Genomic DNA, 21,509 nt, shown 5'->3' on the forward strand with positions numbered 1-21,509 from the left:
CCTAGCGGGTGGGATCCTCTGCCGGTTCGCTGGCTGGCCTGGCAACAGGTTGTGCCACAGCATCTGCAGCGTTGACGTGAGATTCGCGCGGCGCCTCATGAACCGCGTGCAGGTTGGCTTCCGCGCCTCCCGGCAACGCATATTCCTTGCGGCCTGCGTACTTCTTCTTCAGATAGAGGAAGACTGCGATGGCCAACGCAAAGACCACAACGGAAACCACCGCGTTGATACGAACATTCCCAAACACCGTGGTGGCTGGATCTGTGCGCAGGTTCTCGATGAAGAATCGGCCCAGGGTGTAACCGGCCACGTACAACGCGAAAACTCGGCCGTGGGTGAGCCGGAATCGCTTATCCGCCCACACCAGGAGCACGCAGATCAGCACGTTCCAGAGCAGTTCGTAGAGGAACGTGGGCTGCACTGTAGCAATGACTTCACCCGTGGACCTGCCGCCGATCTGGGATTCCATGCCCGCCTCGTTGACGCGGCGATAAATCTCCAGAGCCCACGGAGAATCGGACGGCCCACCGTAGAGCTCCTGGTTGAACCAGTTGCCCAAACGTCCAATGGCCTGCGCCAGGATAATTGTCGGCGCGGCGGCATCAGAGAACGGAGCCAGGGGCACCTTTTTCACCTTGAACAGCGCCCACACGGCCAGGGTGCCCAGCGCGATGGCACCCCAAATGCCCAAGCCTCCATCGGTGATGCGCAGGACATCCATGGGGTTCTTACCCGGACCGAAGTAGCGGTGGTTATCGGTGATCACATGGTAGAGACGCCCACCGATGATGCCCGCGGGAACCGCCACGATCAGCGCATCAGTGACCAATTCTGGGTCACCACCGCGCTTGGCATAGCGGGAACGGGACCAAAAGTAGGCCACGACCACGCCAGTGAGGATGCACAGTGCATAGGCACGAATGGGAATCGGGCCCAAGTGCCACACCCCTTGCGAAGGGGACGGGATAGCGGCCAGAATCATGTCATTCATTTGCGCACGCCAGCTGCCAGTTCTTCGGCAAGTTCAGCGAGCCGGCCATCCTCGGCGGCCTGGATCAAGGCTGAGCCGATGATCACGCCATCGGCGTACTGGACGATGGACGCGGCCTGCTCACCGTTGCGCACTCCCAGGCCCACGGCCACGGGCAGGTCAGAGACTTCGCGAACCCGCGCCACCAATTCCTTAGCACTGGAAGCCACTTCTTCCTGCGCACCGGTGACACCCATGTGAGAGGCGGCGTAGATGAAGCCCCCACCAGCCGAAACCGTGGACTCAAGACGCTCCGCCGTGGTGGATGGCGCGACCAGGTATACGGGATCAAGGTCATTGTTCTGGCACGCAGTTGCCCAGCGCTCGGCTTCTTCCGGAAGGAGATCGGGAATGATGCTGCCCAATCCACCCGCTGCCGCGAGCTCCTCGGCAAACTTTTCCGGCCCATATTGCAGCACTGGATTCCAGTAGGTCATGACCACGGCGTTGCCACCAGCTTCGGTGATGGCCCGCACCACGGCGATGGTGTCCTTGACCCGGAAACCATTGCCCAGCGCGATATCCGCCGCCTTCTGAATGGTGGGGCCATCCATCATGGGGTCGGTGAAGGGAATACCCACCTCAATGAGGTCGGCGTGCTGCGCCAGGGTCTTCATCAGCGAAAATGACTCTTCCACTGTGGGATAACCGGCGGGCAGGTATCCCACGAACGCTGCGCGGCCTTCTGCTCGGGCATCCGTGAAAATCTTGGCCAAGCGGGAGCTTTGTGAGCGCGCCATTAGTTGTTCTCCTCCTTGAGCCGCATGCCGAACCACTGGGCAGCAGAATCCACGTCTTTATCGCCGCGGCCAGACAGGTTCACAATGATCTTGGTTCCAGGCTCGCGCTCCGCCACCTTGATGGCCGCGGCCAGGCCATGCGCGGATTCGATCGCCGGGATGATTCCCTCTGTCTCGCACAGCAAACGGAATGCTTCCATGGCCTCCGTGTCTGTGATGGCCAGGTATTCTGCCCGCCCGGATTCGTTGAGGGCGGAGTGTTCTGGGCCGACGCCAGGGTAATCCAGACCAGCGGAAATCGAATGGGACTCGATGATCTGTCCATCTTCGTTCTGCATGAGGTCAGCGTACGAACCTTGGAAGACTCCCTTGCGCCCAATATTGATCGGCGCTGCGTGACGGCCGGTATCGACGCCATCACCTGCGGCCTCAGCACCCACGATCTTCACGCCTTCGTCCTGGATAAACGCGTGGAAGAGGCCGATCGCGTTGGATCCGCCACCCACGCACGCCACCACGGCATCCGGCAGTCCACCGGTTTCCGCCTGGAACTGTTGGCGGGCTTCCACGCCGATGACTCGCTGCAAATCGCGCACCATCTGTGGGAATGGGTGTGGGCCAGCGGCGGTACCGAAGCAGTAGTAGGTGTCTTCCGCATGGGAAACCCAGTAACGCATTGCTTCGTTGATCGCGTCCTTGAGCGTGCGGGAGCCGATGGTGACGACCTCCACGGTGGCTCCCAGCAAACGCATGCGAGCGATGTTGAGTGCCTGGCGCAGCGCGTCCACCTCACCCATGTAGATGCGGCAATCGATGCCCATCAGCGCACATGCGGTTGCGGTGGCCACACCGTGCTGGCCCGCACCGGTCTCGGCGATCACGTGGGTCTTGCCCATGCGCTTAGCCAGCAGCACCTGGCCCAGCACGTTGTTGATCTTGTGGGATCCAGTGTGGTTCAAATCCTCGCGCTTGAGCCACACCTCCGCGCCTACACACTCGGAGAACCTCGCCGCGGGGTACAGGGGTGAAGGGCGGCCGGAGTACGTGCGGTGCAGCTCATCGAGCTCGTTGAGGTACGCGGGATCAGCCTTTGCCTTGCCCCAGGCATCGGTGATCTCATCGATCACGGCCATGAGGGCTTCCGGAATATAACGACCGCCGAAATCACCCCAGTGCCCACGAGAATCTGGCTCGTGGTGCGTGGCGGTGGCGAGGATTTCTCCAGCAGTCGGCAGGCGATTGCCCTTCGCATCTGCGTTCTTGGCGTGCTTCAAGTGCTCTTCGTTAATCACCCGAACCACTTTACCCCGTGCCAAGACAGGCACTGGAACAGGCCGAAAAGTGAAAATTCAGAGGGGAAAGTTACTGGCGCTTGGTGGGGCACGCGGGGTGCTGACCAGCAGCCACCAGCTCGCGACAACGCTGGCCAGGGTTACCGGCGGTGACCAGCCCCTCCCCGATCAGCACCGCATCCGCGCCAGCCCCGGCATACGCGAGGAGGTCATGCTTATTCCGCACTCCGGATTCCGCAACCTTCACCACGTTGTTGGGCAAGCCGGGAGCAATGCGGGAGAACGTCCCCGGATCCACATCCAGGGTCTTCAGGTTGCGCGCGTTCACACCGATGATCTTCGCACCCGCGGCCACTGCCCGCTCAGCTTCTTCTTCCGTGTGCACCTCCACCAGAGCCGTCATGCCCAAGGACTCGGTGCGATCCAGCAGGCTTTCCAGTCGCTGCTGGTCCAGTGCCGCCACGATCAGCAGAATCACGTCCGCACCATGGGCACGGGACTCATGGATCTGATACGGATTCACCGTGAAGTCTTTGCGGAGAAGTGGGATATCGACGTGGCGTCGAACTGCATCAAAATCAGCCAAAGAACCCTTGAAGCGGCGCTGCTCGGTCAGGCAACTGATCACGGTGGCCCCGGCGGCCTCGTACGCACCGGCCAGCTCTGCGGGCTCGGGGATATCAGCCAGATCCCCCTTGGACGGGCTAGCGCGCTTGACCTCGGCGATCACCGACACGCTTCCGCTGGACAGGGCCGAGAGGGCATCGCGAGCTGGGGGCGCGTCGTAAGACATCGCCTTGATCTCCTTGTAGGGTATCTTCGCTTCACGGACGGCCTGATCTTCCAGAACACCGGCAATGATCTGGTCCAGAATGGTGGAAGTTGGTGAAGTCATGTGCGGTGTCTACCTCTCAGTAGGTCTCCGGCGGGAAATGATCGATGGTGCAACGGGCCACGTAGCTGATGCACCAAGCTTTATCCGATGCGTCCAGCCTAATGGGCTATTTCTTAGGGTTAAAATCGCGGTCATCGTCGGTCGGATCCACCCCGGCATCCAGGGCGTCCCAGAGCACGCGGCCGGAATCCGGATTAGCTTCCAAATCCTCCTGCACGGTTTCCCGGCGCACTTCGGGGGTTTGGTAGCGCGAGTTTCCTTCGGGCTTCTCCCCCGGCTGCATCGCGAGGATCACGCCGCCAATCACACCCAGAGCCGCAGCCACGATTGCAAGAGCTACCGGCCAGGTGTGCACGTGAGCCTGAGCCACCTGTGCCCAATCAGAGATGGTTTCCGGGGAATTCTTGCGCTGGGTAGCCATGCCCGTGACCAACAGATCGCGCACGCGCGTGAGGTCAACCTCGCTGGTCAGTAGCCCTACCGAGCGGAAGCTCGAGGTGGCAGCAAGCAGTGCGATGAGAACCCCCAGGAAGCGGCGCACCATCGGCTGCACCGCCATGCTGAGGATCAGGCAGGCCAGCATCGCCAGCGCCAACGGCGTGACCGCGGGATCCCATACAGAGCCCACCAAGTTGCGGCTGAACTCTCCGGTCTTGTCATCGTAGATATCGGCGGTCACGTAGACCATGCGCCCCGCAAACCACAGGCCGGCCGCGGAGAGCACCACGAACAGCAGTGCCAGGCGGCGGTTGCGCTGGCCCACCGGTGAAGTCTTCGCCATTAGTTCTCCTCCCCCAAAGTTCGCATGGTTTCCGCAGCCGCGACAGCGCGAAGTACCGCTGCTGCCTTGTTGCGGGTTTCTTCATCCTCGGCGTGCGGATCAGAATCGGCCACGATTCCGCCTCCGGCCTGCACGAATACCGTTCCGTTTTGGTAGATACCCGTGCGGATGGCGATGGCCTGGTCCGTGTTTCCACGGAAATCGAAATAACCGACCGTGCCGCCGTACACCCCGCGGCGGGTATCTTCCATCTCATCGATGATCCCCAGCGCACTCGGCTTGGGCGCGCCGGACAGCGTGCCCGCTGGGAAGGTCGCGGCGAAGGCATCCACCGCATCCTTGCCCTCTGCCAGGCGCCCGCTGACACCGGAAACCAAGTGCATGATGGCGCTGTAGCGCTCCACGTGGCGGAAATTGTGAACCTCCACGCTGCCAGGCTCGCTCACCCTGCCGAGGTCATTGCGTCCCAAATCCACCAGCATGAGATGCTCAGAGTTTTCCTTTTCGTCGTAGGTCAGCTCCTTCTCAAACTGCTGATCCTCCTCCAAGGTCTTGCCACGCGGACGCGATCCGGCGATGGGGTACGTGGTTACCTCCCCATCCTTGACCTGCACCAATGACTCGGGCGAAGAGCCGATGATCTGGAATGCGGTCTCGGAGAAATCTTCGTTCGGCACGTTCAGCAGGAACATGTACGGGCTCGGGTTAGAGACCCGCAGCATGCGGTAGATGTCCAGCGGATCGGCCTGGGTATCCATCTCGAAGCGCTGCGAGAGCACCACCTGGAAAGCATCGCCTGCCCGGATGTGCTCCTTGACCTTTTCGATCCGCTCCACGTGGTCGCCCTTTTCTCTTTGTCGCCGCACCGTGGGTTCGGGCGTGCTGAATGTTTCGACGCCACCCTTGCCACTTTGACCGAGTCTCGCGACCATGTCATCAATCTTCAGCAGGGCTTCGTCGTATGCCTCATCCACACGGGAATCGGAGTTATCCCAGTTCACCACGTTCACGATGAGCCAGATGGCACCTTCGTGGTGATCCACAGCAGCCATGCCATCCACCAAGAGCTGAACCATGTCCGGAACATCAAGATCGTCTTCGCAGGTATCCGGCAGATCCTCGATATAGCGGATCATGTCGAATCCCATGTAGCCCACCAATCCGCTGGTCAGAGGGGGCATCCCCTCCACTGCGGTGGTGTGCAGCAACTTGAGAGTCGCGCGAATCGCTTCCAGCGGGTTCAGGCCTTCGGGCATATCTGCTGGAGGTTCACCGATCCACGTGGCGGTGGATCCCTTGGCGGTCAGAGCGCAGCGCGCTCCGGTACCGATGTAGGACCAGCGGTCCCAGGATTGACCGTGAGCCGCGGATTCCAGCAGGAAGGTGCCGGGTCGGCCATCAGCGAGCTTCCGATACGCACTGAGTGCGGTTTCTTCATCAGCCAGAACCTTGCGGACAACTGGCACCACGCGGTGGCTGGCGGCCAGTGCGCGGAAGTTCTCGCGGGACGTGGTGAATGCTTTAGCCATGTTGTCCATTGTGCACCACCGGCGGAATCGCTAGAGAATCCGGTCTGCGTCAAAACAGGTGCGCGCGCCAGTGTGGCAGGCAGCGCCGTGCTGGATCACGTGCAGGAGGATGGTGTCCGCATCGCAATCCAGGCGGACGGACGTGACTTCCTGGGTATGGCCGGAGGTTTCTCCCTTGACCCAGTATTCGCCGCGAGAGCGTGACCAGTACGTTCCCTTGCGGGTGGCCAGCGTGTGGGCGAGAGCGTGATCATCCATCCACGCCATCATGAGCACGTCATTGGTCTCCGCATCTTGCACGATTGCCGGGACCAGTCCGTCTGCGTTGCGCTTCAAGCGGGACGCGATATCGGGATCCAGCTCAAAGGTACTGGGATCGGTGACACTCATTTAACGAACCTCAATACCTTCGCGAGCCATCTCTTGCTTGACCTCGGGGATGGATACCTCTCCGAAGTGGAAAATAGAGGCGGCCAAGACTGCGTCGGCCCCAGCTTGAACAGCAGGTGGGAAATCCGCGGCCTTGCCTGCCCCGCCGGAGGCAATGACGGGAATGCTCACTGCTGCGCGCACGGCCTGCAGCATTTCCAGGTCAAAACCGGATTTGGTTCCGTCAGCATCCATGGAGTTGAGCAGAATTTCTCCGACGCCCAGCTCTTCACCGCGGCGAGCCCATTCGATGGCATCGATGCCCGTGCCCTTGGAGCCGCCGTGCGTGGTGACCTCGAACCCGCTGGGGGTTGTGGTCTGTTCGGATGCGGACTCTGACTCTGCCACGCGACGCGCATCAACGGAGAGCACGATGCACTGCGCGCCGAAGCGCTGCGAGAGTTCGCGCAGCAGCTCCGGGCGGGCAATAGCTGAAGAATTCACGGATACTTTGTCCGCACCCGCGCGCAACAGTGCGTCCACATCCTCGGCGCTGCGCACACCGCCGCCCACGGTTAGGGGAATAAACACCTGGTCAGCGGTGCGCTTCACCACATCAACGATGGTGCCGCGGCCTTCCTTGGAGGCGGAGACATCGAGGAAGGTGAGCTCATCTGCGCCTTCGGCGTCGTAGCGAGCGGCCAATTCCACGGGGTCTCCGGCATCGCGCAAACCTTTGAAGTTGACTCCCTTGACTACCCTTCCGTCTTTCACGTCAAGGCAGGTAATCACGCGTACGGTCACGCTCATCGCATGCCGCCCCGGTCCCGAATGTCCTGGGCGGTGCGTGCCGCGGTGCCGATATCCACGGATTGGATGTGCTCCAGCAAGGTTGCGTGCACCTCTGGCTCGCCGGCCACCAGACCGGATACGCCGGGGCGCCACGGGTTGCCGGCGAAGTCGGTGGCTATGCCACCGTTTTCCTGCACGGCCAAGATGCCCGCGCAGTTATCCCACAGGTTCGGGCTGAAGGTCACGGTACCGCCAAAGACTCCCGCAGCGGTGAACGCGAGGTCGATGCCCACCGAGCCGGTCACGCGCATGCGTGGGTAGGACTTGCCGATCTCGTTGAGCATGTCCTGGCGGTAGCTGATGGGCAGGTTGCCGCGGCGCTGCGAAAGAATGGAGCCAAAGCTGATCTGGGTCACACCTGGATCTGAAGGTGGCAGCGGCCGCGCGGGCATCCCGTCCACCAGCAATCCGTGGCCCTTCCGCGCAGAGATGCGGCGCCCCAGCAGTGGCATTTCCGTCACGGACACCTGGGTTTCCCCGCGGTGCACGAGCGACAGCAGGATGCAGGCAAAGGGATTTCCCACTGCATAGTTGGCGGTTCCATCGATGGGATCCACCACCCAGTACGTCTCGGGCTCATCGCCACCAAATTCGGAGTACTCGGCGGCAGAGGCAGCGCGGGGGCCGTCGAGACCATCGGCCATATCGTCCGTGGGATAGCGGACCTGCGGGGCCTCCCCGGGGATTTCCCCAGGCAGGACCGTGCCATACTCTTCTCCGTGCACGGGTAGTCCCGTGTATTGGGATAGCAGCGTGCGCAGCTGTCGCTCTACGGAAAGATCCGCTTCCGTGGCGAAATCACCCGGGGACTTGATGATCTCCGGCTCTGCGCCTACGGCAGCAGAGAAGGTGGCTTCGGCTTCATCCACTGCGGCTTCGGCGATGGCCAGCAGCGCGCGGGTATCCAGTTCTTCATCAAAGTTGGAACTCATGGTCGCGCTGCCTCCAATGCTTCTTCCAGGGTGAACTTGCCTGCGTACAGTGCCTTGCCGACGATCGCGGAATCCACGCCTTCGTGCACCACCCGAGCCAGCGCGCGGATATCGTCCAGAGAGGAGATGCCTCCGGAGGCCACGACGGGCGCGGAGGTCGCGGCGGCTACCTCGCGCAGCAGCTCAATGTTTGGGCCGTTGAGCATGCCATCGCGGCTCACGTCGGTGACAACCAGACGGGATACGCCCTGAGAATCCAGGCGCTCCAGAACTTCCCACAGCTCACCGCCATCGGAGGTCCAACCGCGTCCGCGCAACCGCCACTCATCATCAACTTGGCGGGTATCCAGACCGATGGCCACCTGATCTCCGTAGCGCTGAATCACGGATTCGCACCATTCTGGATCTTCCAGCGCAGCGGTACCGATGTTCACGCGGCGACAGCCGGTGGACAGTGCTCGCTCGAGTGACTCATCATCGCGAATGCCGCCCGAGAGCTCCACGTCTACGTCCAGCTTGCCCACCACATCGCGGAGGATCTCAAAGTTGCTGCCGCGTCCGAACGCCGCGTCCAGATCCACCAGGTGAACCCATTCCGCGCCAGCATTTTGCCAGGCCAGAGCTGCATCAATGGGCGCGCCGTAGTTGGTCTCCGTGCCCGCTTCTCCCTGTACTAGGCGAACCGCCTGCCCGTCAGCCACGTCTACGGCGGGCAGCAGTACCAACGGTTGCGCGGAAGAAGTCATAGTTAAGGATTCCTCAAATGTCATTCGGGTTCTCAAAGGGCAATTATGTATCAGATCACATTGATCCTAACGCAGAGCGCAGACAGAACTGAACGCAGTACGCGGCACTCGAATATCCCATGCACATTTGCGGGGGATTTAACGCAAAGTTTCTACCCAATTACGCAGCAGACGTGCTCCGGCGTCTCCGGATTTCTCCGGGTGGAACTGCGTGGCCCACAGTGGTCCATTTTCTACCGCGGCCACAAACCTGGTCCGGCCATGCTCTGCCCAGTGCACCAGGGGCGCTTCCGTGCGTCCGTCCGTGACGAGTTCCCAATCCTGCACGCCATAGGAGTGCACGAAGTAGAAGCGTTCGCTCTCGGGCAACCCCGCGAACAGGGCAGATCCCTCCGCTACTTCCACGGTGTTCCATCCCATGTGTGGCAGCACATCCGCGTCGAGGCGCTGCACCACTCCGGGCCATTCCCCCATGCCCTCGGCAGGCAGCGCACCTTCACCGTCGGAGAATTCCACGCCCTGATCAAAGAGGATCTGCATGCCCACGCAGATGCCGAGCACCGGCCGGCCCCCTGCCAACCTCTCCCCGATCATCCGGTCGCCCTGCACCGCGCGCAGGCCTTCCATGCAGGCTGCGTACGCTCCCACTCCCGGCACCAACAGGCCATCTGCAGCCAGCACAGTTTCCGGATCCGCAGTCACGGTCACGTCCGCCCCCGCGCGTTCCAGGGCGCGCTGTGCGGAGCGGATATTTCCGCTGCCATAATCCAGCAGCGCCACCGTGGGGCGCTGGGTTCCTGCCGCCTGTTCAGAGTCAGTCATAAGTGTTGATCTTAACCCGCCGCGGGGGCCGGTTTTGCCGTGCCCCTTAATCGACGCCTCCCCACCACGCGATCAGCAATCACCACGCACAGTGCGAACGCGCCGATGCACGCAGCGATCCAAAACGCCTGTTGAAACGCGAACGCAGAGGCGGCAATTCCCAGCAGAATTGCGCCGATGCCAGTGCCGGAATCAAAGGTCATGTTCCACAGGGCGCTGGCCAAGGTGGTTTTCTCGTTCGGCAAGCGCTCGAAGAGCATCAGCAATGCCTCGTTTTGCACGAGACCAAAGCCCAAGCCAAAGATGCTGGCGGCAGCAAAAGCTCCTGCCACCAGGGGAATTCCCACCGGTGCCAGGGCGATCAGTATCCCGGCCAGAATCAAGCCCGTAATGCCACAACCCAGGCCGATCCCAGCCAGGTGTCCCGCTTCGCCACGCTTCATGGTGTGGCGACCAGCGATGATCCTGCCCAGCATCTGCATGCCACCCAGCACCGAGAGTCCCGCCGCGGAAATCAAGGCGGCCACAGTCAAGTCAATGGCTTCCACTGCTGGTGCCAAGAACGTGCTGAACGCCGCAAAGCCCGTGGCTATCGCGCCAATCGCCAAGCCCGGAACGGCTGCCAACTTCCAGGTAGCAGCGGGAATGGGCGCGGCAGATGCCTCGAGGCTGTCCGCGGAATGCGCAGTGGTGGCGTCGGCAAGAAGAGCATCCTGACCTGCCTTCCTGGCCTTGGACTGATACGGGATCCACCATGCGGCGGCCGAGCCCACCACCGCATAAATGGCGGCCACGGAGAACACCCACGCTTGACCGTGAGAATTGAGCAGCCACAGACCCAGCGGGAAGCTGATCAGCTGGGCCACGCCCACCGCCGTGCCCAGGGCAGCCGAGGAATTGCCCATCAGTCGGCGGGGCACCAGCTCAGCGATGAGCGCCGATTCCGCCACGGTCACCGCACCGAAACCCATGCCGCGCAGCACCGCAATGCCCAAAAGGACGGGTGGGGACATATCCACCAGGTAGACCAGCGCGGGCAGGCCGAGCATGATCCCCGCTCCCGCCATCACGGCCGGATACCCCACCACGCGGATCAGCCACGGGGTGAAGGCTTGGGTCAGGACGGTCGCACCCATGAACACGCCGGTGGACAGGCCCGCCAAGGATTCCGAACCGCCATGCTGAATCACGGTCAACGGAATGACCGGCAGGAGGAGCGTCCACCCGCCGAATGCGCAGAAGACGGAAATGAGCGTGGCGAACAGGCCGGGAGCTTTCCAGACACTCGTGATCTGTTCGAGCTCGGCAGTGCTGAGGGCAGGCTGACGCGAAAAAGAAATAGATGCCATTGGGGGTTCTAGAGCGCGCCCTTGGTGGAGGGAACGCCAGACACCCGTGGGTCATTCTCGGTAGCTGCGCGCAGTGCACGTGCCACGGCCTTGAATTCTGCCTCGGTGATGTGGTGCGGATCGCGACCGTAGATGCAGCGCACGTGCAGCGCGATGCGGGCGTTCAGCGCCAAAGTTTCGAAGAAGTGCTGGTTGATCACGGTGGCGTAGTGTCCACCGATCACCGTGTGTAGCAGCGCATCGGGCTCACCGGTGCCCACGTAATACGGGCGGCCGGAGACGTCCACGGAGGCATGCGCGAGGGTCTCATCCATCGGAATGTAGGCGTCTCCGAAGCGGCGGATGCCCTCCTTCGTGCCCAGTGCCTCCCCCAGCGCCTGGCCCAGCACGATGGCCGTGTCTTCCACGGTGTGGTGCGCGTCGATCTCAATATCGCCCTTGGCCTGCACAGTCAGGTCGAAAGAGCCGTGCGCACCGAAGGCGGTCAGCATGTGGTCGAAGAATGGCAACCCGGTGGAAATCTCGGTCTTCCCCTGGCCGTCCAGGTTGATTTCCACGGTGATATCCGATTCACGGGTGGCACGGCTCACGCGCCCAATGCGCTGATTAGCTTGCTGGCTCATGAGTTCTTCGTTTCTTTCTGCGTGGGGTTCTTAGTTAGTGCGGTTCTTAATTTTCGACGCCAAGGCCGATGCTGCCTCTAAGAATGCATCGTTTTCCTGCGGGAGGCCAATGGTGGTTCGCAGCCACCCGTCCACTCCGACATCTCGGATCAGCACATCGCGGTCCAGGAATTCCTGCCACATGGCGTGCGAATCGTGGAACCTGCCGAAGAAGACGAAGTTGGAGTGGGAATCGATGGTGTGGAATCCCAGCTCGCGCAGTGCTGCCACCACGCGATCGCGTTCTTCCCGCAGCTTATCCACGGTGGCCAAGGTGTCCTGGCTGTGGCGCAATGCCGCGGTGGCCGCAGCCTGGGAGAGCGTGGAGAGGTGGTACGGCAGGCGGACCAGCATCACTGCCTCGATAAACGCGGGATCAGCCACGAAATAACCCAGGCGGCCACCGGCGAAATCGAAGGCCTTGCTCATGGTGCGGGAAACCACCAGCTTGGTGGGGTATTCCTGCAGCAATGTGACCGCGGAGGGTTCATCAGAGAATTCCGCGTATGCCTCGTCCACGATCACGATGCCCGGCGCGATCTCCAACAGTTCTCGGATATCAGCCAGCGGGGTGATGTTGCCCGTGGGGTTATTCGGGGTGGTGACAAAGATGATGTTCGGCTTCTTCTCCCCGATGATCGCGCGGGCGGAGTCCATGTTGATGGCGAACTCATCTGCCTCCTTGCGAGCAAGGCTGAGGAATTCCGTCTGCGTGCCGGCAGCCAGGATGGGGTGCATCGAGTAGCTCGGGGTGAAGCCCAGGGCAGAGCGGCCAGGCCCGCCGAAAGCCTGCAGCAGTTGCTGCAGAACCTCGTTGGAACCGTTGGCTGCCCACACGTGCTCTTTGTCCACCTCTACCCCGGTTTGCCGAGACACATAGCGGGCCAGCTCTGTGCGCAGGCCTATCGCATCCCGGTCTGGGTAGCGGTTCAGCTCCGCGCCCAGCTCACGCACTGCCTGGGCGATCTCTTCGATGATCGCCTGGCTGGGTGCATAAGGGTTCTCGTTGGTATTGAGCTGGTTAGTCACCTTGAGCTGAGGTGCGCCGTAAGCGGACTGACCGCGCAACTCCTCACGGATAGGCAGATCCGAAAGCTGTGCCATGGTGTGAATCCCTCCGGGCTTATTTGAGTAACGGGCTGAATTTGAGTGACGGGCTTAATTGGGTAAAAGGCTTGCTGCGTCGAAACGAGGATTAATGATTGAAGCGCGCGGAGATGGCTTCCCCGTGTGCGGGAAGGCGCTCTTCCTTGGACAGCGCAATCACGGTATCCGCCACGTCCTGCAGCGCGGCTTTGTCGTAATTCACCACGTGGATGGACTTCAGGAACGTGTGTGTGGACAGCCCGGAGCTGTGACGCGCCGAGCCAGAGGTGGGCAGCACATGGTTGGAACCCGCGGAGTAATCCCCCAGCGGCACTGGACTGTAGCGGCCAATGAAAATGGCTCCGGCGTTTACGATTCTGCTTGCCACCTGCTCAGCATCACGAGTGTGAATCTCCAGGTGCTCGGCCGCATAAGCGTTTGCCGCGGCCACGGCTGCATCCAGTGAATCCACCAGCACGATGCCACTTTGCACTCCCTCGAGCGCTTCCTTCACCCGCTCCGCGTTCAGCGTCACTGAATAACGCGCGTCCACTTCGCGATCCACTGCATCGGCAAATTCCTCAGACGTAGTGATGAGTACCGAAGCCGCCATGGGGTCATGCTCAGCCTGGCTAATCAGGTCATAGGCCACCTCCACTGCATCTGCAGTCTCGTCAGCCACGATCGCAATCTCGGTGGGTCCTGCCTCGGAATCAATGCCCACTGTTCCTCGCACCAGCCGCTTAGCCGCAGTGACGAAAATATTGCCCGGCCCGGTGATCAGATCCACGGGTTCCAGCTCTTCTTCGGCACATCCATACGCCATGAGCGCCACCGCTTGCGCACCACCCACAGCCCACACTTCATCCACTCCCAGCAGGGCGCAGGCAGCCAGGATGGTCGCGTGAGGCCAGCCTTCTGGCTGTGGTGGTGAGGCGATTACTAGGGATTCGACGCCAGCCTCTTGAGCCGGCACCACATTCATGATGACTGAAGATGGGTACACCGCCTTGCCACCGGGCACATACAATCCCACACGCTCGATGGGAACCCAGCGCTCCGTGACTAGCCCGCCCGGCACGATCTCCACGGTGTGGTCTTCCGGCTTTTGGCTGGCGTGAAAAGCGCGAACTCGCCCAATGGATTCTTCCAAGGCCGCGAGGATTGCTGGCTCCAGGGAGGACAGAGCCTGATCCATGACTTCTTGCGGCACGCGAACGGACTCTGGAACCACGCCGTCGAACTTCTGCCCGTATTCCAAGGCGGCAGCTGCTCCGCGCTGGCGGATATCCTCCACCACGGGTGCCACGGTGGGGATCACCGAATCCACGTCCGTGCCGCCACGGGGAAGCGCGCGGCGGAGTTCGGACGTGGTGGGGGTCTGACCTCTGAGATCAATCCGGCTAAGCATCGGCGATGTCCTCCTCAAAACACGTATCCACGCTTTTCACTAGGGTGGATTTTCTAACCTATGGAGCGATCTTACTCAGCGCCCAAGACAATCCAGGTGCTCGGGTGAATCGAAGACATGTGATTCATCTGCTTGCACTGCCACATATGCCCACCTTGAGTAGAGCTCGGAGAGGATGGAGTCCCATGGCACAGACCATCACGTCACTGCTCACTGAATCCGCCTCGGCCACTGCCGCTGGCGATACGCAGCGCAGCTGGCAGCTCATTAATGATTACGCCCAGCACTTCTGGCTGGTTGATGAGCAGGAGATTCCCCAGGAGCTACTGGGCGACTACTACTCTGTTCGCGCTGCAGCTGCAGATTGGCTGGGTTTGGATGATGAGGCCGTGCAAGCGCTGTTCAGTCTCGAGTCGTGGGCCAAACAGAGCAATAACCACGAGGCAGCGCTCATCGCCAGGTCTCATTTGGCTTATCTCTCCCTGAATCGCAGTTCTCATCCCGTCTTTCCCCTGCCTCCCGCGGATCAACTCCTGGCCGATATCGCCGAGCGAATGAACCAATGGCGCCCACATGCAGATTCGCCAACGGTCAAGGATGACCCCAATCTGACGTGGCAAACGGCGGATCCTCGCCAGGCCAGCATGCTGACCGCAGCTGCCACTACCGCGCACAACGTGGCCACTAATCTATTGTCCGGAGATGCGCCGGTCCCCTCCGGCTCGAACGAGATGCCCGCAGACTCTGCTGGCTCCTCTGAGCCGCGCGAAGTTCAGCCCGCTCTCAATTCGGAACAGATAGCCAAGCTGGTGGAATTTTTCGCCACCATGGTTCGACGCTTTGGTAAAAATTCCTCAACACAGGCCGATAAACTGCTCTGGTTCTCTCAAGAGCATTGGGCCGCTGGGCGTTTGGAACAAGCCAAGCAAATGGCCCGCGAAGTGCTGGAACTCACCACGCAACCCGTGGCTCAGTTCGAAGCCCACTTCATGCTCGGCCACTTTGCCATGCTCGAGAATCTGCAGGCCGCGATGATTCCCCGCCAGGAGCATCTGAATCCCGAAGGCATGGGCCAGGAGTTGCTGGATCTTCCCGATTTCGGTTTGGCCGATGAGTCCGCCACCTCTGTGGACACGGATCAGGAAGTAGCGACGCATTGGAGTCGCTGTGCAGAGATCGCCCTAGAAATTGAGGCTCCCGCGCTCGCGCTGGAGCGCGCTGAGTTGGCTTGTCGCACTCTCTCTGCGCTGGGGCGGGAAGGGGACGCATGGGCATTGGCCTCGCGCATGGTGGAAGCCACCCGTGGCATTCCCATGTGCCCTGCCATTTTGGACATGCGAGCCATGCTCTCCCAGGCGGCTTTCATGTCCGGGTTGCACCAGGAGGCCTGGGATCATGCCCGCGCGGTAGCGGAATGGTCAGAGTTCACGCCGAACGTGGAACGCACCATCGCCTGCTACACCATCGCCACCTTTGCTGGCCTAGAGCTGGGGTTGGATACGGAAGTGCTGCAGCTGCAGGATCGGCGTGCGCAGCTGTATCGGCAAGCCGGGCAGTACGTCAACGCGTCCCAGGTATTGCAGTCCCTGGCCATGAGTGGGGATCTGGAATATCACGAGGCTATTGAGCTCATGCACGAGGCGCGGGAACTTCTGCGCAGCGTCGATGGCCAAGGTGCCGATGAGCACAGCGCCAATGACCGCAGCTTTGATAACCCAGGATCGAATCAGGATGCCCCCTCTGCAGAGGAAATGGCCGCAGAAGATATCGCCTGGAATGTTGCTGAATGGCACCTGACCATGGCGCACATCGTGGTGGAAGAAGATGAAGTCATCACTCATGCGCGAAAGGCCGCGGAGCAATTCGGAGTGGCCAATGACCCCATGAAGGAGTCCATGTCTTGGCTCACGCTGGCCGGAGGTCTCCTCGCACTGGGCGATACCTCAGAGGCCGATAGCGCGATCACGCAAGCCACCACTGCGCTACCCGATCTCAAACTCTGGCATCAGGAGACAGACGCGGACTTCGATCCCGTGATCAGCGAGCTAGTGGAGCACTACCAGTACATCTTGGACTTCCGGAAGACTGAATAGCCCGCCAATCCTCACGGGTGGCGCAGGAATTCCTCGTCAGAGCTGGTGACCGCACCAATCCAGTAGGTCAACATGGCTACTGCTGGGGCCAGCATGATGCCAGGCCACGGCGAGACAAAATCCACGATGTGGAGAATATCGCCGGGTTGGGCAGAGTTGGCGTCGAAATCCGGGGTTACGGCAGTAACCACCTGTAATCCGAGGAAGATGAACCACCAGGTTCCGCAGGCGATGCAGGCGGTCACCCAGAGCAATTGTCCGAGCCCGCGGCGGAATTTTCGGAACGCGAACCACGCGAGGATCAACCCGAGTGCGCAGGTCACGCCGGCAAAAATGAGGAAGCCGCGGAAGCCGGAATCGGCGGTTCCGGGGACTTCTTCCAACCCCTCATTGGGCAGAACCTGCAGTTGCGTGGTGGGGAAAAATCCTCCCCACACGGCACCCGCGATGCCAAAAAGCACCATGGTGATGACGAAGAACAACGCGCCATCGGCGATTGCTTGGGGAAGCGCGCGGCGGCGTCTGCTGGAAGTTTTCCCCTTTGAGGGGATGACGATGTGACTCAAAGAACTAGTTACAGAACGTCCACTTGCCGCCCTCGCGGACGTAATTGAGGGACTGCGCACCCTCGTTGCTCGTCACGTCAGCGGTTGCCTGATCGCCGTTGACACGCACATTCTGCACGTCGGAAATGGACGGGGCAGTGCCACCGATCTGATCGAATGTCAGTTCCTTGGCGGTTTCGGCTTCTTGGCGGAGCTTGGCATCGCCACCATAGCGATTCTTGTACTCGGAGCAGGAGTTATCCACCGTGTAGGTCAGGAATGTTCCCACGTTATTGCCACCGGCAGCCAGGCCGAAGGTGAGATCGGAGATGGCCTTCGTGTCATCGCCCGATGCAGTTCCACCGGCGGGAACGCGTGGTTCGTGAGGCTGGGCCAACGCTTCCTCAGCAGCGTTTTGCTGCTCGGCGGCAGCTGCATCTGCCTCGGGGTTTGCCTCGGAAGGGTTTCCGGAGGCGGATGCAGACGTGCTCTCGGCTGGCTTGGTTTCCTTGCCCTCAGACTGGCTCGCGCTGGTGGACGCGTTGCTGGAAGCGGAAGTCTCGGTGGAACCCTCATCATCAGAGCCACAGGCAGCGAGGAAAAGAGGGACCACCATCACGGCAGCCAGGAGAGTCTTACGTTGTGTCATGTCAAGCAGACTACCCTGAATACCGTGCAGCTCAACCCCAACACTATTTTGGCGCAGGCTCTGGAAATCCTTCGGGATTACGGCCTGGCTGATCTCACCATGCGCAGAATCGCCCGCTCGCTGGACGTGGCGCCGGGTGCGCTGTATTGGCATTTCTCCAGCAAGCAAGCTCTTTTGGGGGCGATCGCGGATCATCTGCTGCTGGATATCCCGGCCATTGCTCCGCGGGAGGAAACCGGGCTTTCTCCGTCCGCACAGATGGACCAGCTGCAGTGGGATCAGCTGGTGGAGCTGTGCGTGGATATTTACCAAGCGCTCACTTCTCTGCGCGATGGTGCGGAGATCACCCTGGCAGCCATGGCTTCTGGAACTTTGGATCGAGATGTGCGGGCAGAGCTGGAAGCTTTAGCTGGGACGCGGGGCGCGGTGTGCTTCCACTTTTTATTGGGTGCGGCCATGGACGTGCAGGCACAACAAGCTGTGGCGGCCGCACTGGGAAATTCGGAAGATTCCACTGATTTTCCCACCCCCGAACCACAGAAGATTCGCGAACAAGTGGAACTGATCCTGGAGCCACTCCGGCCCTGAGTAGCTCCGACCGTGAGCCCCGCCGCAAACCCGCGCTGAATTCCCCCACTTATACCCGCTACCCGCTGCGCACGTTGCGCTGTCTTGAAGCCAGTTAGACTAGACAACTATGTCTTATGGATTGGCGGATAAAAGTGGCTTGCGGGCCCCAGGTGCACCCCTCGTTGTGTGGCCTGGTGAGGCCTACCCACTGGGGGCCACCTTCGATGGCAACGGAACCAATTTTTCCCTCTTCTCCGAGGTAGCCACCTCTGTTGAGCTGTGCTTATTCGATCAGCGCGGGCTCGAAACCCGGATCCGGCTCGATGAAGTTGATGCCCACAACTGGCACTGCTACCTGCCGGGAATCGTCCCCGGGCAGCGTTACGGCTACCGCATCCACGGACCGTGGGATCCAGAGAACGGTCACCGTTGCGATCCCTCCAAGCTGGTCATGGATCCCTACGGCAAGATCTTCGATGGGGCTTTTGACTCCCACTCTTCCCTGTTCAATTACGACATTTTCAATCCTGAAGAACGCAACCAGGAGGATTCCGCTCCGCACGCCATGCGTTCAGTGGTGATCAACCCGTACTTCAACTGGAGCAATGATCGTCGCCCGAAGATCGAAGACCATGAGACGGTCATCTACGAGCTGCACGTCAAGGGCATGACCGCCACCCTGCCCGGTGTTCCCGAGCACCTCCGCGGCACATATGCAGGCTTGGGTCACCACGCCACCATCGATTACCTCAAGCACCTGGGTGTCACCTCCGTGGAGCTGATGCCCGTGCACCAGTTCGTGCACGATGATCGCCTCCGCGAGCAGGGACTACGCAATTACTGGGGATACAACACCCTGGGCTTCCTGGCCCCCCACCGGGATTATGCTGCGTCCAATTCCGCTGAAGGCGCGGTGGCTGAGTTCAAGCAGATGGTGCACAATTTCCACGATGCTGGCCTGGAAGTGATCCTCGATGTGGTCTACAACCACACCGCTGAAGGCAATCACATGGGGCCCACCTACAGCCTCCGCGGTATTGATAACGCGGCTTACTACCGCCTGGTGGATGGCGACCGCGAGCACTATATGGATTACACCGGCACCGGTAACTCCCTGAATGTCCGCCACCCGCAGACGCTGCAGCTCATCATGGATTCTCTGCGCTACTGGGTCACGGAAATGCACGTTGATGGCTTCCGCTTTGACCTCGCCTCCACCCTGGCCCGAGAGTTCCACGATGTGGACCGGCTCTCCGCGTTCTTCGACCTCGTGCAGCAGGATCCCGTCGTCAGCCAGGTGCGCTTGATCGCCGAGCCGTGGGATGTGGGCGAAGGCGGCTACCAGGTGGGCAACTTCCCCACCATCTGGAAGGAATGGAACGGCAAGTACCGGGACACGGTGCGCGATTTCTGGCGCGGCGAGCCCGCCACGCTGGGAGAATTCGCCTCCCGCCTGACCGGTTCTTCGGATCTCTATGCTTCCAACGGCCGTCGCCCCACCGCTTCCATCAACTTTGTGACTGCGCACGATGGATTCACGCTCAATGACTTGGTGAGCTACAACGAGAAGCACAACTCCGCCAATGGCGAAGACAATCGCGATGGCGAGAGCCACAACCGCTCATGGAATTGCGGCGTGGAGGGACCAACAGAGGACCCAGACATCATCAGTTTGCGCCAGCAGCAGCGTCGTAACTTCCTCACCACGTTGATTCTCAGCCAGGGCACGCCGATGATTGCTCACGGTGATGAGATCGGCCGCACCCAGCAGGGCAACAACAACGTCTACTGCCAGGACAACGAGCTCAGCTGGATGGACTGGGAAAACGCGGATTCCGATTTGATGGAATTCACCCGCTACCTGCTCAAACTTCGTCGGGATCACCCGGTGTTCCGCCGCCGCCGTTTCCTCGCGGGAGGCCCATTGGGTGAGGATGTGGCGGATCGCGATATCGCCTGGCTGACCCCAGAGGCGCGCGTGATGACCGAGGAGGACTGGTCCCAGCACTTCGGTAAATCACTCATGGTGCACCTCAACGGCATGGCCATCGGTGAGCCAGATAGGCAAGGCCGCCGCGTGGAAGATGATTCCTTCCTGATGTGCTTCAACGCCCACAATGAGCCGCTGGAATTCCGCATGCCCGCCCGAGAAAACGTCATGCACGTGGATCCGGGCGAGGAAAAGCAGTGGAACGTGATCCTCGATACCCACCAACGCCACGGCGTGCCGGATTCCGAACGCGTGCTCGTGGCCAAGGACACCCTGAGCGTCCACGGGCGTAGCGTTGTGATCCTGCAAAGGCCCATGGACAAGGAGATGATCTGATGAGCACCCCGACACTCCCCGCTCGCAGCGCGGAAGTTAGCATCACCCCCGAATCAGTGCAGGTCACGCGCTCTTCGGTCTCCTCGTCCCTTTTTCCCGACGCCGAGCTCTCCCCCTCTCAGCTCATCGGCTGGGACCTGCAGGCTCCGGATGGGCTTTCCCCGGGTTGGATTGAGCTGCTTTCCCGTGATGATCAGGAAGAACTGGTCCGCACGCGCGTGAACTTCTCTCCCATGCACTTGGAGGATTTCCTCGCTGTTCACCAGCGGTTGACCAACCTCCAGGCCGGATATGACTTGGATGATGTTCGCGAGCCTGCTGCAAGTTCGGCTGCGGAAAACCAGGGTAAGAAGACTGATTCTGCTGCGAATTCTTCCGCTGACTCAGCGCAGGCGGCTGTCTCCCCCGATGAATGGCTCAGCGGTGCGGGCGATGTAGGAGTGGCGTCGGAAGAAAAGTCCGACAAAACCCCAGCTCCGTGGGCCAAGGTCGCCACGCCTGATGAGGTGCCGGAGGCTAATGAGGACGCGGATATCGATAACCCGATCTACGGCCAGAATGTGACTGTGACCGGCGATGTGGAGCCCTATGACAAGGGTGATGTGTGGAACATGATTGCTGATGCCGGCGGCACGGTGGGTAAGAATGTGACCAAGAAGACCACGATGTTGGTGGTGGGCGAATGGGCGTCTGTCACCAGCAAGGAGAAGCGCGCCCGCGAGCTGCAGGAAAAAGGCCAGGAGATCAAGATCATCACGTTCTCTGAGTTCCTCGAAGCTGTGGGTAAAGAAGTTGCGGGCAAGGATTAACCAGAAGATTTTGGTTCACAG

At 60.9% G+C, this 21,509-nt stretch carries 21 protein-coding genes; 4 read left to right on the forward strand and 17 right to left on the reverse strand.

All coding sequences use genetic code 11. The annotated features are described in order from the left end of the window. Window position 1 precedes the first annotated feature (1 nt). From lgt to hisD, 15 genes are all read right to left on the reverse strand, one after another. Entirely contained in the window at window positions 2-982 is a 981-nt protein-coding gene (gene lgt, locus IRY30_RS06645) for a prolipoprotein diacylglyceryl transferase (RefSeq protein WP_194556960.1), read from the reverse strand. A 5-nt stretch (window positions 983-987) separates the two neighbouring features. Continuing rightward, complete coding sequence (gene trpA / locus IRY30_RS06650; protein ID WP_194556656.1) at window positions 988-1,770, reverse strand: tryptophan synthase subunit alpha; 783 nt, start codon at window positions 1,768-1,770, stop codon at window positions 988-990. Continuing rightward, entirely contained in the window at window positions 1,770-3,062 is a 1,293-nt protein-coding gene (gene trpB / locus IRY30_RS06655) for a tryptophan synthase subunit beta (protein WP_309824800.1), read from the reverse strand. Before trpB ends, trpA begins: the two co-directional genes overlap by 1 nt. A 70-nt stretch (window positions 3,063-3,132) precedes the next feature. Further along, window positions 3,133-3,957, reverse strand: coding sequence for an indole-3-glycerol phosphate synthase TrpC (gene trpC / locus IRY30_RS06660; protein WP_194556657.1), 825 nt, complete (start codon window positions 3,955-3,957; stop codon window positions 3,133-3,135). Window positions 3,958-4,063: 106 nt separating this feature from the next. Further along, entirely contained in the window at window positions 4,064-4,738 is a 675-nt protein-coding gene (locus IRY30_RS06665) for a TIGR02234 family membrane protein (protein WP_194556658.1), read from the reverse strand. Beyond that, window positions 4,738-6,267, reverse strand: a complete 1,530-nt coding sequence (locus IRY30_RS06670; RefSeq protein WP_194556659.1) for an anthranilate synthase component I — start codon at window positions 6,265-6,267, stop codon at window positions 4,738-4,740. Before IRY30_RS06670 ends, IRY30_RS06665 begins: the two co-directional genes overlap by 1 nt. Before the next feature lie 30 nt (window positions 6,268-6,297). Next, window positions 6,298-6,657: a phosphoribosyl-AMP cyclohydrolase gene (gene hisI / locus IRY30_RS06675; protein ID WP_194556660.1), complete on the reverse strand. Its 360-nt coding sequence runs from the start codon at window positions 6,655-6,657 to the stop codon at window positions 6,298-6,300. Further along, entirely contained in the window at window positions 6,658-7,446 is a 789-nt protein-coding gene (hisF, locus tag IRY30_RS06680; RefSeq protein WP_194556661.1) for an imidazole glycerol phosphate synthase subunit HisF, read from the reverse strand. It abuts the gene before it with no gap. Further along, a complete protein-coding gene (locus IRY30_RS06685) occupies window positions 7,443-8,420 on the reverse strand; it encodes an inositol monophosphatase family protein (RefSeq protein ID WP_194556662.1) in 978 nt (325 codons plus the stop codon). The genes hisF and IRY30_RS06685 overlap by 4 nt, the downstream gene beginning before the upstream one ends. Then, window positions 8,417-9,166, reverse strand: coding sequence for a bifunctional 1-(5-phosphoribosyl)-5-((5-phosphoribosylamino)methylideneamino)imidazole-4-carboxamide isomerase/phosphoribosylanthranilate isomerase PriA (gene priA / locus IRY30_RS06690; protein WP_194556663.1), 750 nt, complete (start codon window positions 9,164-9,166; stop codon window positions 8,417-8,419). The genes IRY30_RS06685 and priA overlap by 4 nt, the downstream gene beginning before the upstream one ends. 138 nt (window positions 9,167-9,304) lie before the next feature. Then, window positions 9,305-9,988: an imidazole glycerol phosphate synthase subunit HisH gene (gene hisH, locus IRY30_RS06695; RefSeq protein WP_194556664.1), complete on the reverse strand. Its 684-nt coding sequence runs from the start codon at window positions 9,986-9,988 to the stop codon at window positions 9,305-9,307. An 11-nt stretch (window positions 9,989-9,999) separates the two neighbouring features. Continuing rightward, entirely contained in the window at window positions 10,000-11,337 is a 1,338-nt protein-coding gene (locus IRY30_RS06700; RefSeq protein WP_194556665.1) for an MFS transporter, read from the reverse strand. A gap of 8 nt (window positions 11,338-11,345) precedes the next feature. Next, window positions 11,346-11,960 (reverse strand): imidazoleglycerol-phosphate dehydratase HisB, encoded by a 615-nt coding sequence (hisB, locus tag IRY30_RS06705; protein ID WP_194556666.1) that lies wholly within the window; start codon window positions 11,958-11,960, stop codon window positions 11,346-11,348. 30 nt (window positions 11,961-11,990) lie between these two features. Next, complete coding sequence (locus tag IRY30_RS06710) at window positions 11,991-13,103, reverse strand: histidinol-phosphate transaminase (RefSeq protein ID WP_194556667.1); 1,113 nt, start codon at window positions 13,101-13,103, stop codon at window positions 11,991-11,993. A 91-nt stretch (window positions 13,104-13,194) separates the two neighbouring features. Then, entirely contained in the window at window positions 13,195-14,496 is a 1,302-nt protein-coding gene (gene hisD, locus IRY30_RS06715; RefSeq protein ID WP_194556668.1) for a histidinol dehydrogenase, read from the reverse strand. Between the two features lie 185 nt (window positions 14,497-14,681). On the opposite strand from hisD, the gene IRY30_RS06720 reads away from it, so the two are divergent. Next, window positions 14,682-16,589: a hypothetical protein gene (locus IRY30_RS06720; RefSeq protein WP_194556669.1), complete on the forward strand. Its 1,908-nt coding sequence runs from the start codon at window positions 14,682-14,684 to the stop codon at window positions 16,587-16,589. Between the two features lie 11 nt (window positions 16,590-16,600). Here IRY30_RS06720 and IRY30_RS06725 read toward each other — a convergent pair whose 3' ends face one another. Further along, window positions 16,601-17,155, reverse strand: a complete 555-nt coding sequence (locus IRY30_RS06725) for a hypothetical protein (RefSeq protein ID WP_194556670.1) — start codon at window positions 17,153-17,155, stop codon at window positions 16,601-16,603. Window positions 17,156-17,159: 4 nt separating this feature from the next. After that, on the reverse strand, window positions 17,160-17,783 hold the full coding sequence (locus IRY30_RS06730; protein ID WP_194556671.1) for a hypothetical protein: 624 nt from the start codon (window positions 17,781-17,783) through the stop codon (window positions 17,160-17,162). Window positions 17,784-17,807: 24 nt separating this feature from the next. Here IRY30_RS06730 and IRY30_RS06735 point away from each other — a divergent pair, with 24 nt between their 5' ends. The 3 genes from IRY30_RS06735 to IRY30_RS06745 all read left to right on the forward strand — a co-directional run bounded on the left by IRY30_RS06735 (window position 17,808) and on the right by IRY30_RS06745 (window position 21,488). Continuing rightward, window positions 17,808-18,371: a TetR/AcrR family transcriptional regulator gene (locus IRY30_RS06735; protein WP_194556672.1), complete on the forward strand. Its 564-nt coding sequence runs from the start codon at window positions 17,808-17,810 to the stop codon at window positions 18,369-18,371. Window positions 18,372-18,480: 109 nt separating this feature from the next. After that, the gene (glgX, locus tag IRY30_RS06740) at window positions 18,481-20,679 is read left to right on the forward strand and encodes a glycogen debranching protein GlgX (RefSeq protein ID WP_194556673.1); all 2,199 of its coding nucleotides are present in this window, start codon (window positions 18,481-18,483) and stop codon (window positions 20,677-20,679) included. Continuing rightward, window positions 20,679-21,488: a BRCT domain-containing protein gene (locus IRY30_RS06745; protein WP_194556674.1), complete on the forward strand. Its 810-nt coding sequence runs from the start codon at window positions 20,679-20,681 to the stop codon at window positions 21,486-21,488. Before glgX ends, IRY30_RS06745 begins: the two co-directional genes overlap by 1 nt. The last annotated feature ends 21 nt before the right edge of the window (window positions 21,489-21,509 follow it).

This window comes from Corynebacterium suicordis DSM 45110 (assembly GCF_015351405.1).
Classification (GTDB): domain Bacteria; phylum Actinomycetota; class Actinomycetes; order Mycobacteriales; family Mycobacteriaceae; genus Corynebacterium; species Corynebacterium suicordis.

Excerpts from the sequence above, each read along its gene's own strand:
- priA (WP_194556663.1), bottom strand. The coding sequence starts at position 9,166 with ATGACTTCTTCCGCGCAACCGTTGGTACTGCTGCCCGCCGTAGACGTG.
- glgX (WP_194556673.1), top strand. The coding sequence starts at position 18,481 with ATGTCTTATGGATTGGCGGATAAAAGTGGCTTGCGGGCCCCAGGTGCA.
- hisI (WP_194556660.1), bottom strand. The coding sequence starts at position 6,657 with ATGAGTGTCACCGATCCCAGTACCTTTGAGCTGGATCCCGATATCGCG.
- IRY30_RS06685 (WP_194556662.1), bottom strand. The coding sequence starts at position 8,420 with ATGAGTTCCAACTTTGATGAAGAACTGGATACCCGCGCGCTGCTGGCC.
- IRY30_RS06670 (WP_194556659.1), bottom strand. The coding sequence starts at position 6,267 with ATGGCTAAAGCATTCACCACGTCCCGCGAGAACTTCCGCGCACTGGCC.
- hisB (WP_194556666.1), bottom strand. The coding sequence starts at position 11,960 with ATGAGCCAGCAAGCTAATCAGCGCATTGGGCGCGTGAGCCGTGCCACC.
- lgt (WP_194556960.1), bottom strand. The coding sequence starts at position 982 with ATGATTCTGGCCGCTATCCCGTCCCCTTCGCAAGGGGTGTGGCACTTG.
- IRY30_RS06700 (WP_194556665.1), bottom strand. The coding sequence starts at position 11,337 with ATGGCATCTATTTCTTTTTCGCGTCAGCCTGCCCTCAGCACTGCCGAG.
- hisH (WP_194556664.1), bottom strand. The coding sequence starts at position 9,988 with ATGACTGACTCTGAACAGGCGGCAGGAACCCAGCGCCCCACGGTGGCG.
- hisD (WP_194556668.1), bottom strand. The coding sequence starts at position 14,496 with ATGCTTAGCCGGATTGATCTCAGAGGTCAGACCCCCACCACGTCCGAA.
- hisF (WP_194556661.1), bottom strand. The coding sequence starts at position 7,446 with ATGAGCGTGACCGTACGCGTGATTACCTGCCTTGACGTGAAAGACGGA.
- IRY30_RS06745 (WP_194556674.1), top strand. The coding sequence starts at position 20,679 with ATGAGCACCCCGACACTCCCCGCTCGCAGCGCGGAAGTTAGCATCACC.
- trpC (WP_194556657.1), bottom strand. The coding sequence starts at position 3,957 with ATGACTTCACCAACTTCCACCATTCTGGACCAGATCATTGCCGGTGTT.
- IRY30_RS06730 (WP_194556671.1), bottom strand. The coding sequence starts at position 17,783 with ATGACACAACGTAAGACTCTCCTGGCTGCCGTGATGGTGGTCCCTCTT.
- trpA (WP_194556656.1), bottom strand. The coding sequence starts at position 1,770 with ATGGCGCGCTCACAAAGCTCCCGCTTGGCCAAGATTTTCACGGATGCC.
- IRY30_RS06710 (WP_194556667.1), bottom strand. The coding sequence starts at position 13,103 with ATGGCACAGCTTTCGGATCTGCCTATCCGTGAGGAGTTGCGCGGTCAG.
- IRY30_RS06665 (WP_194556658.1), bottom strand. The coding sequence starts at position 4,738 with ATGGCGAAGACTTCACCGGTGGGCCAGCGCAACCGCCGCCTGGCACTG.
- IRY30_RS06720 (WP_194556669.1), top strand. The coding sequence starts at position 14,682 with ATGGCACAGACCATCACGTCACTGCTCACTGAATCCGCCTCGGCCACT.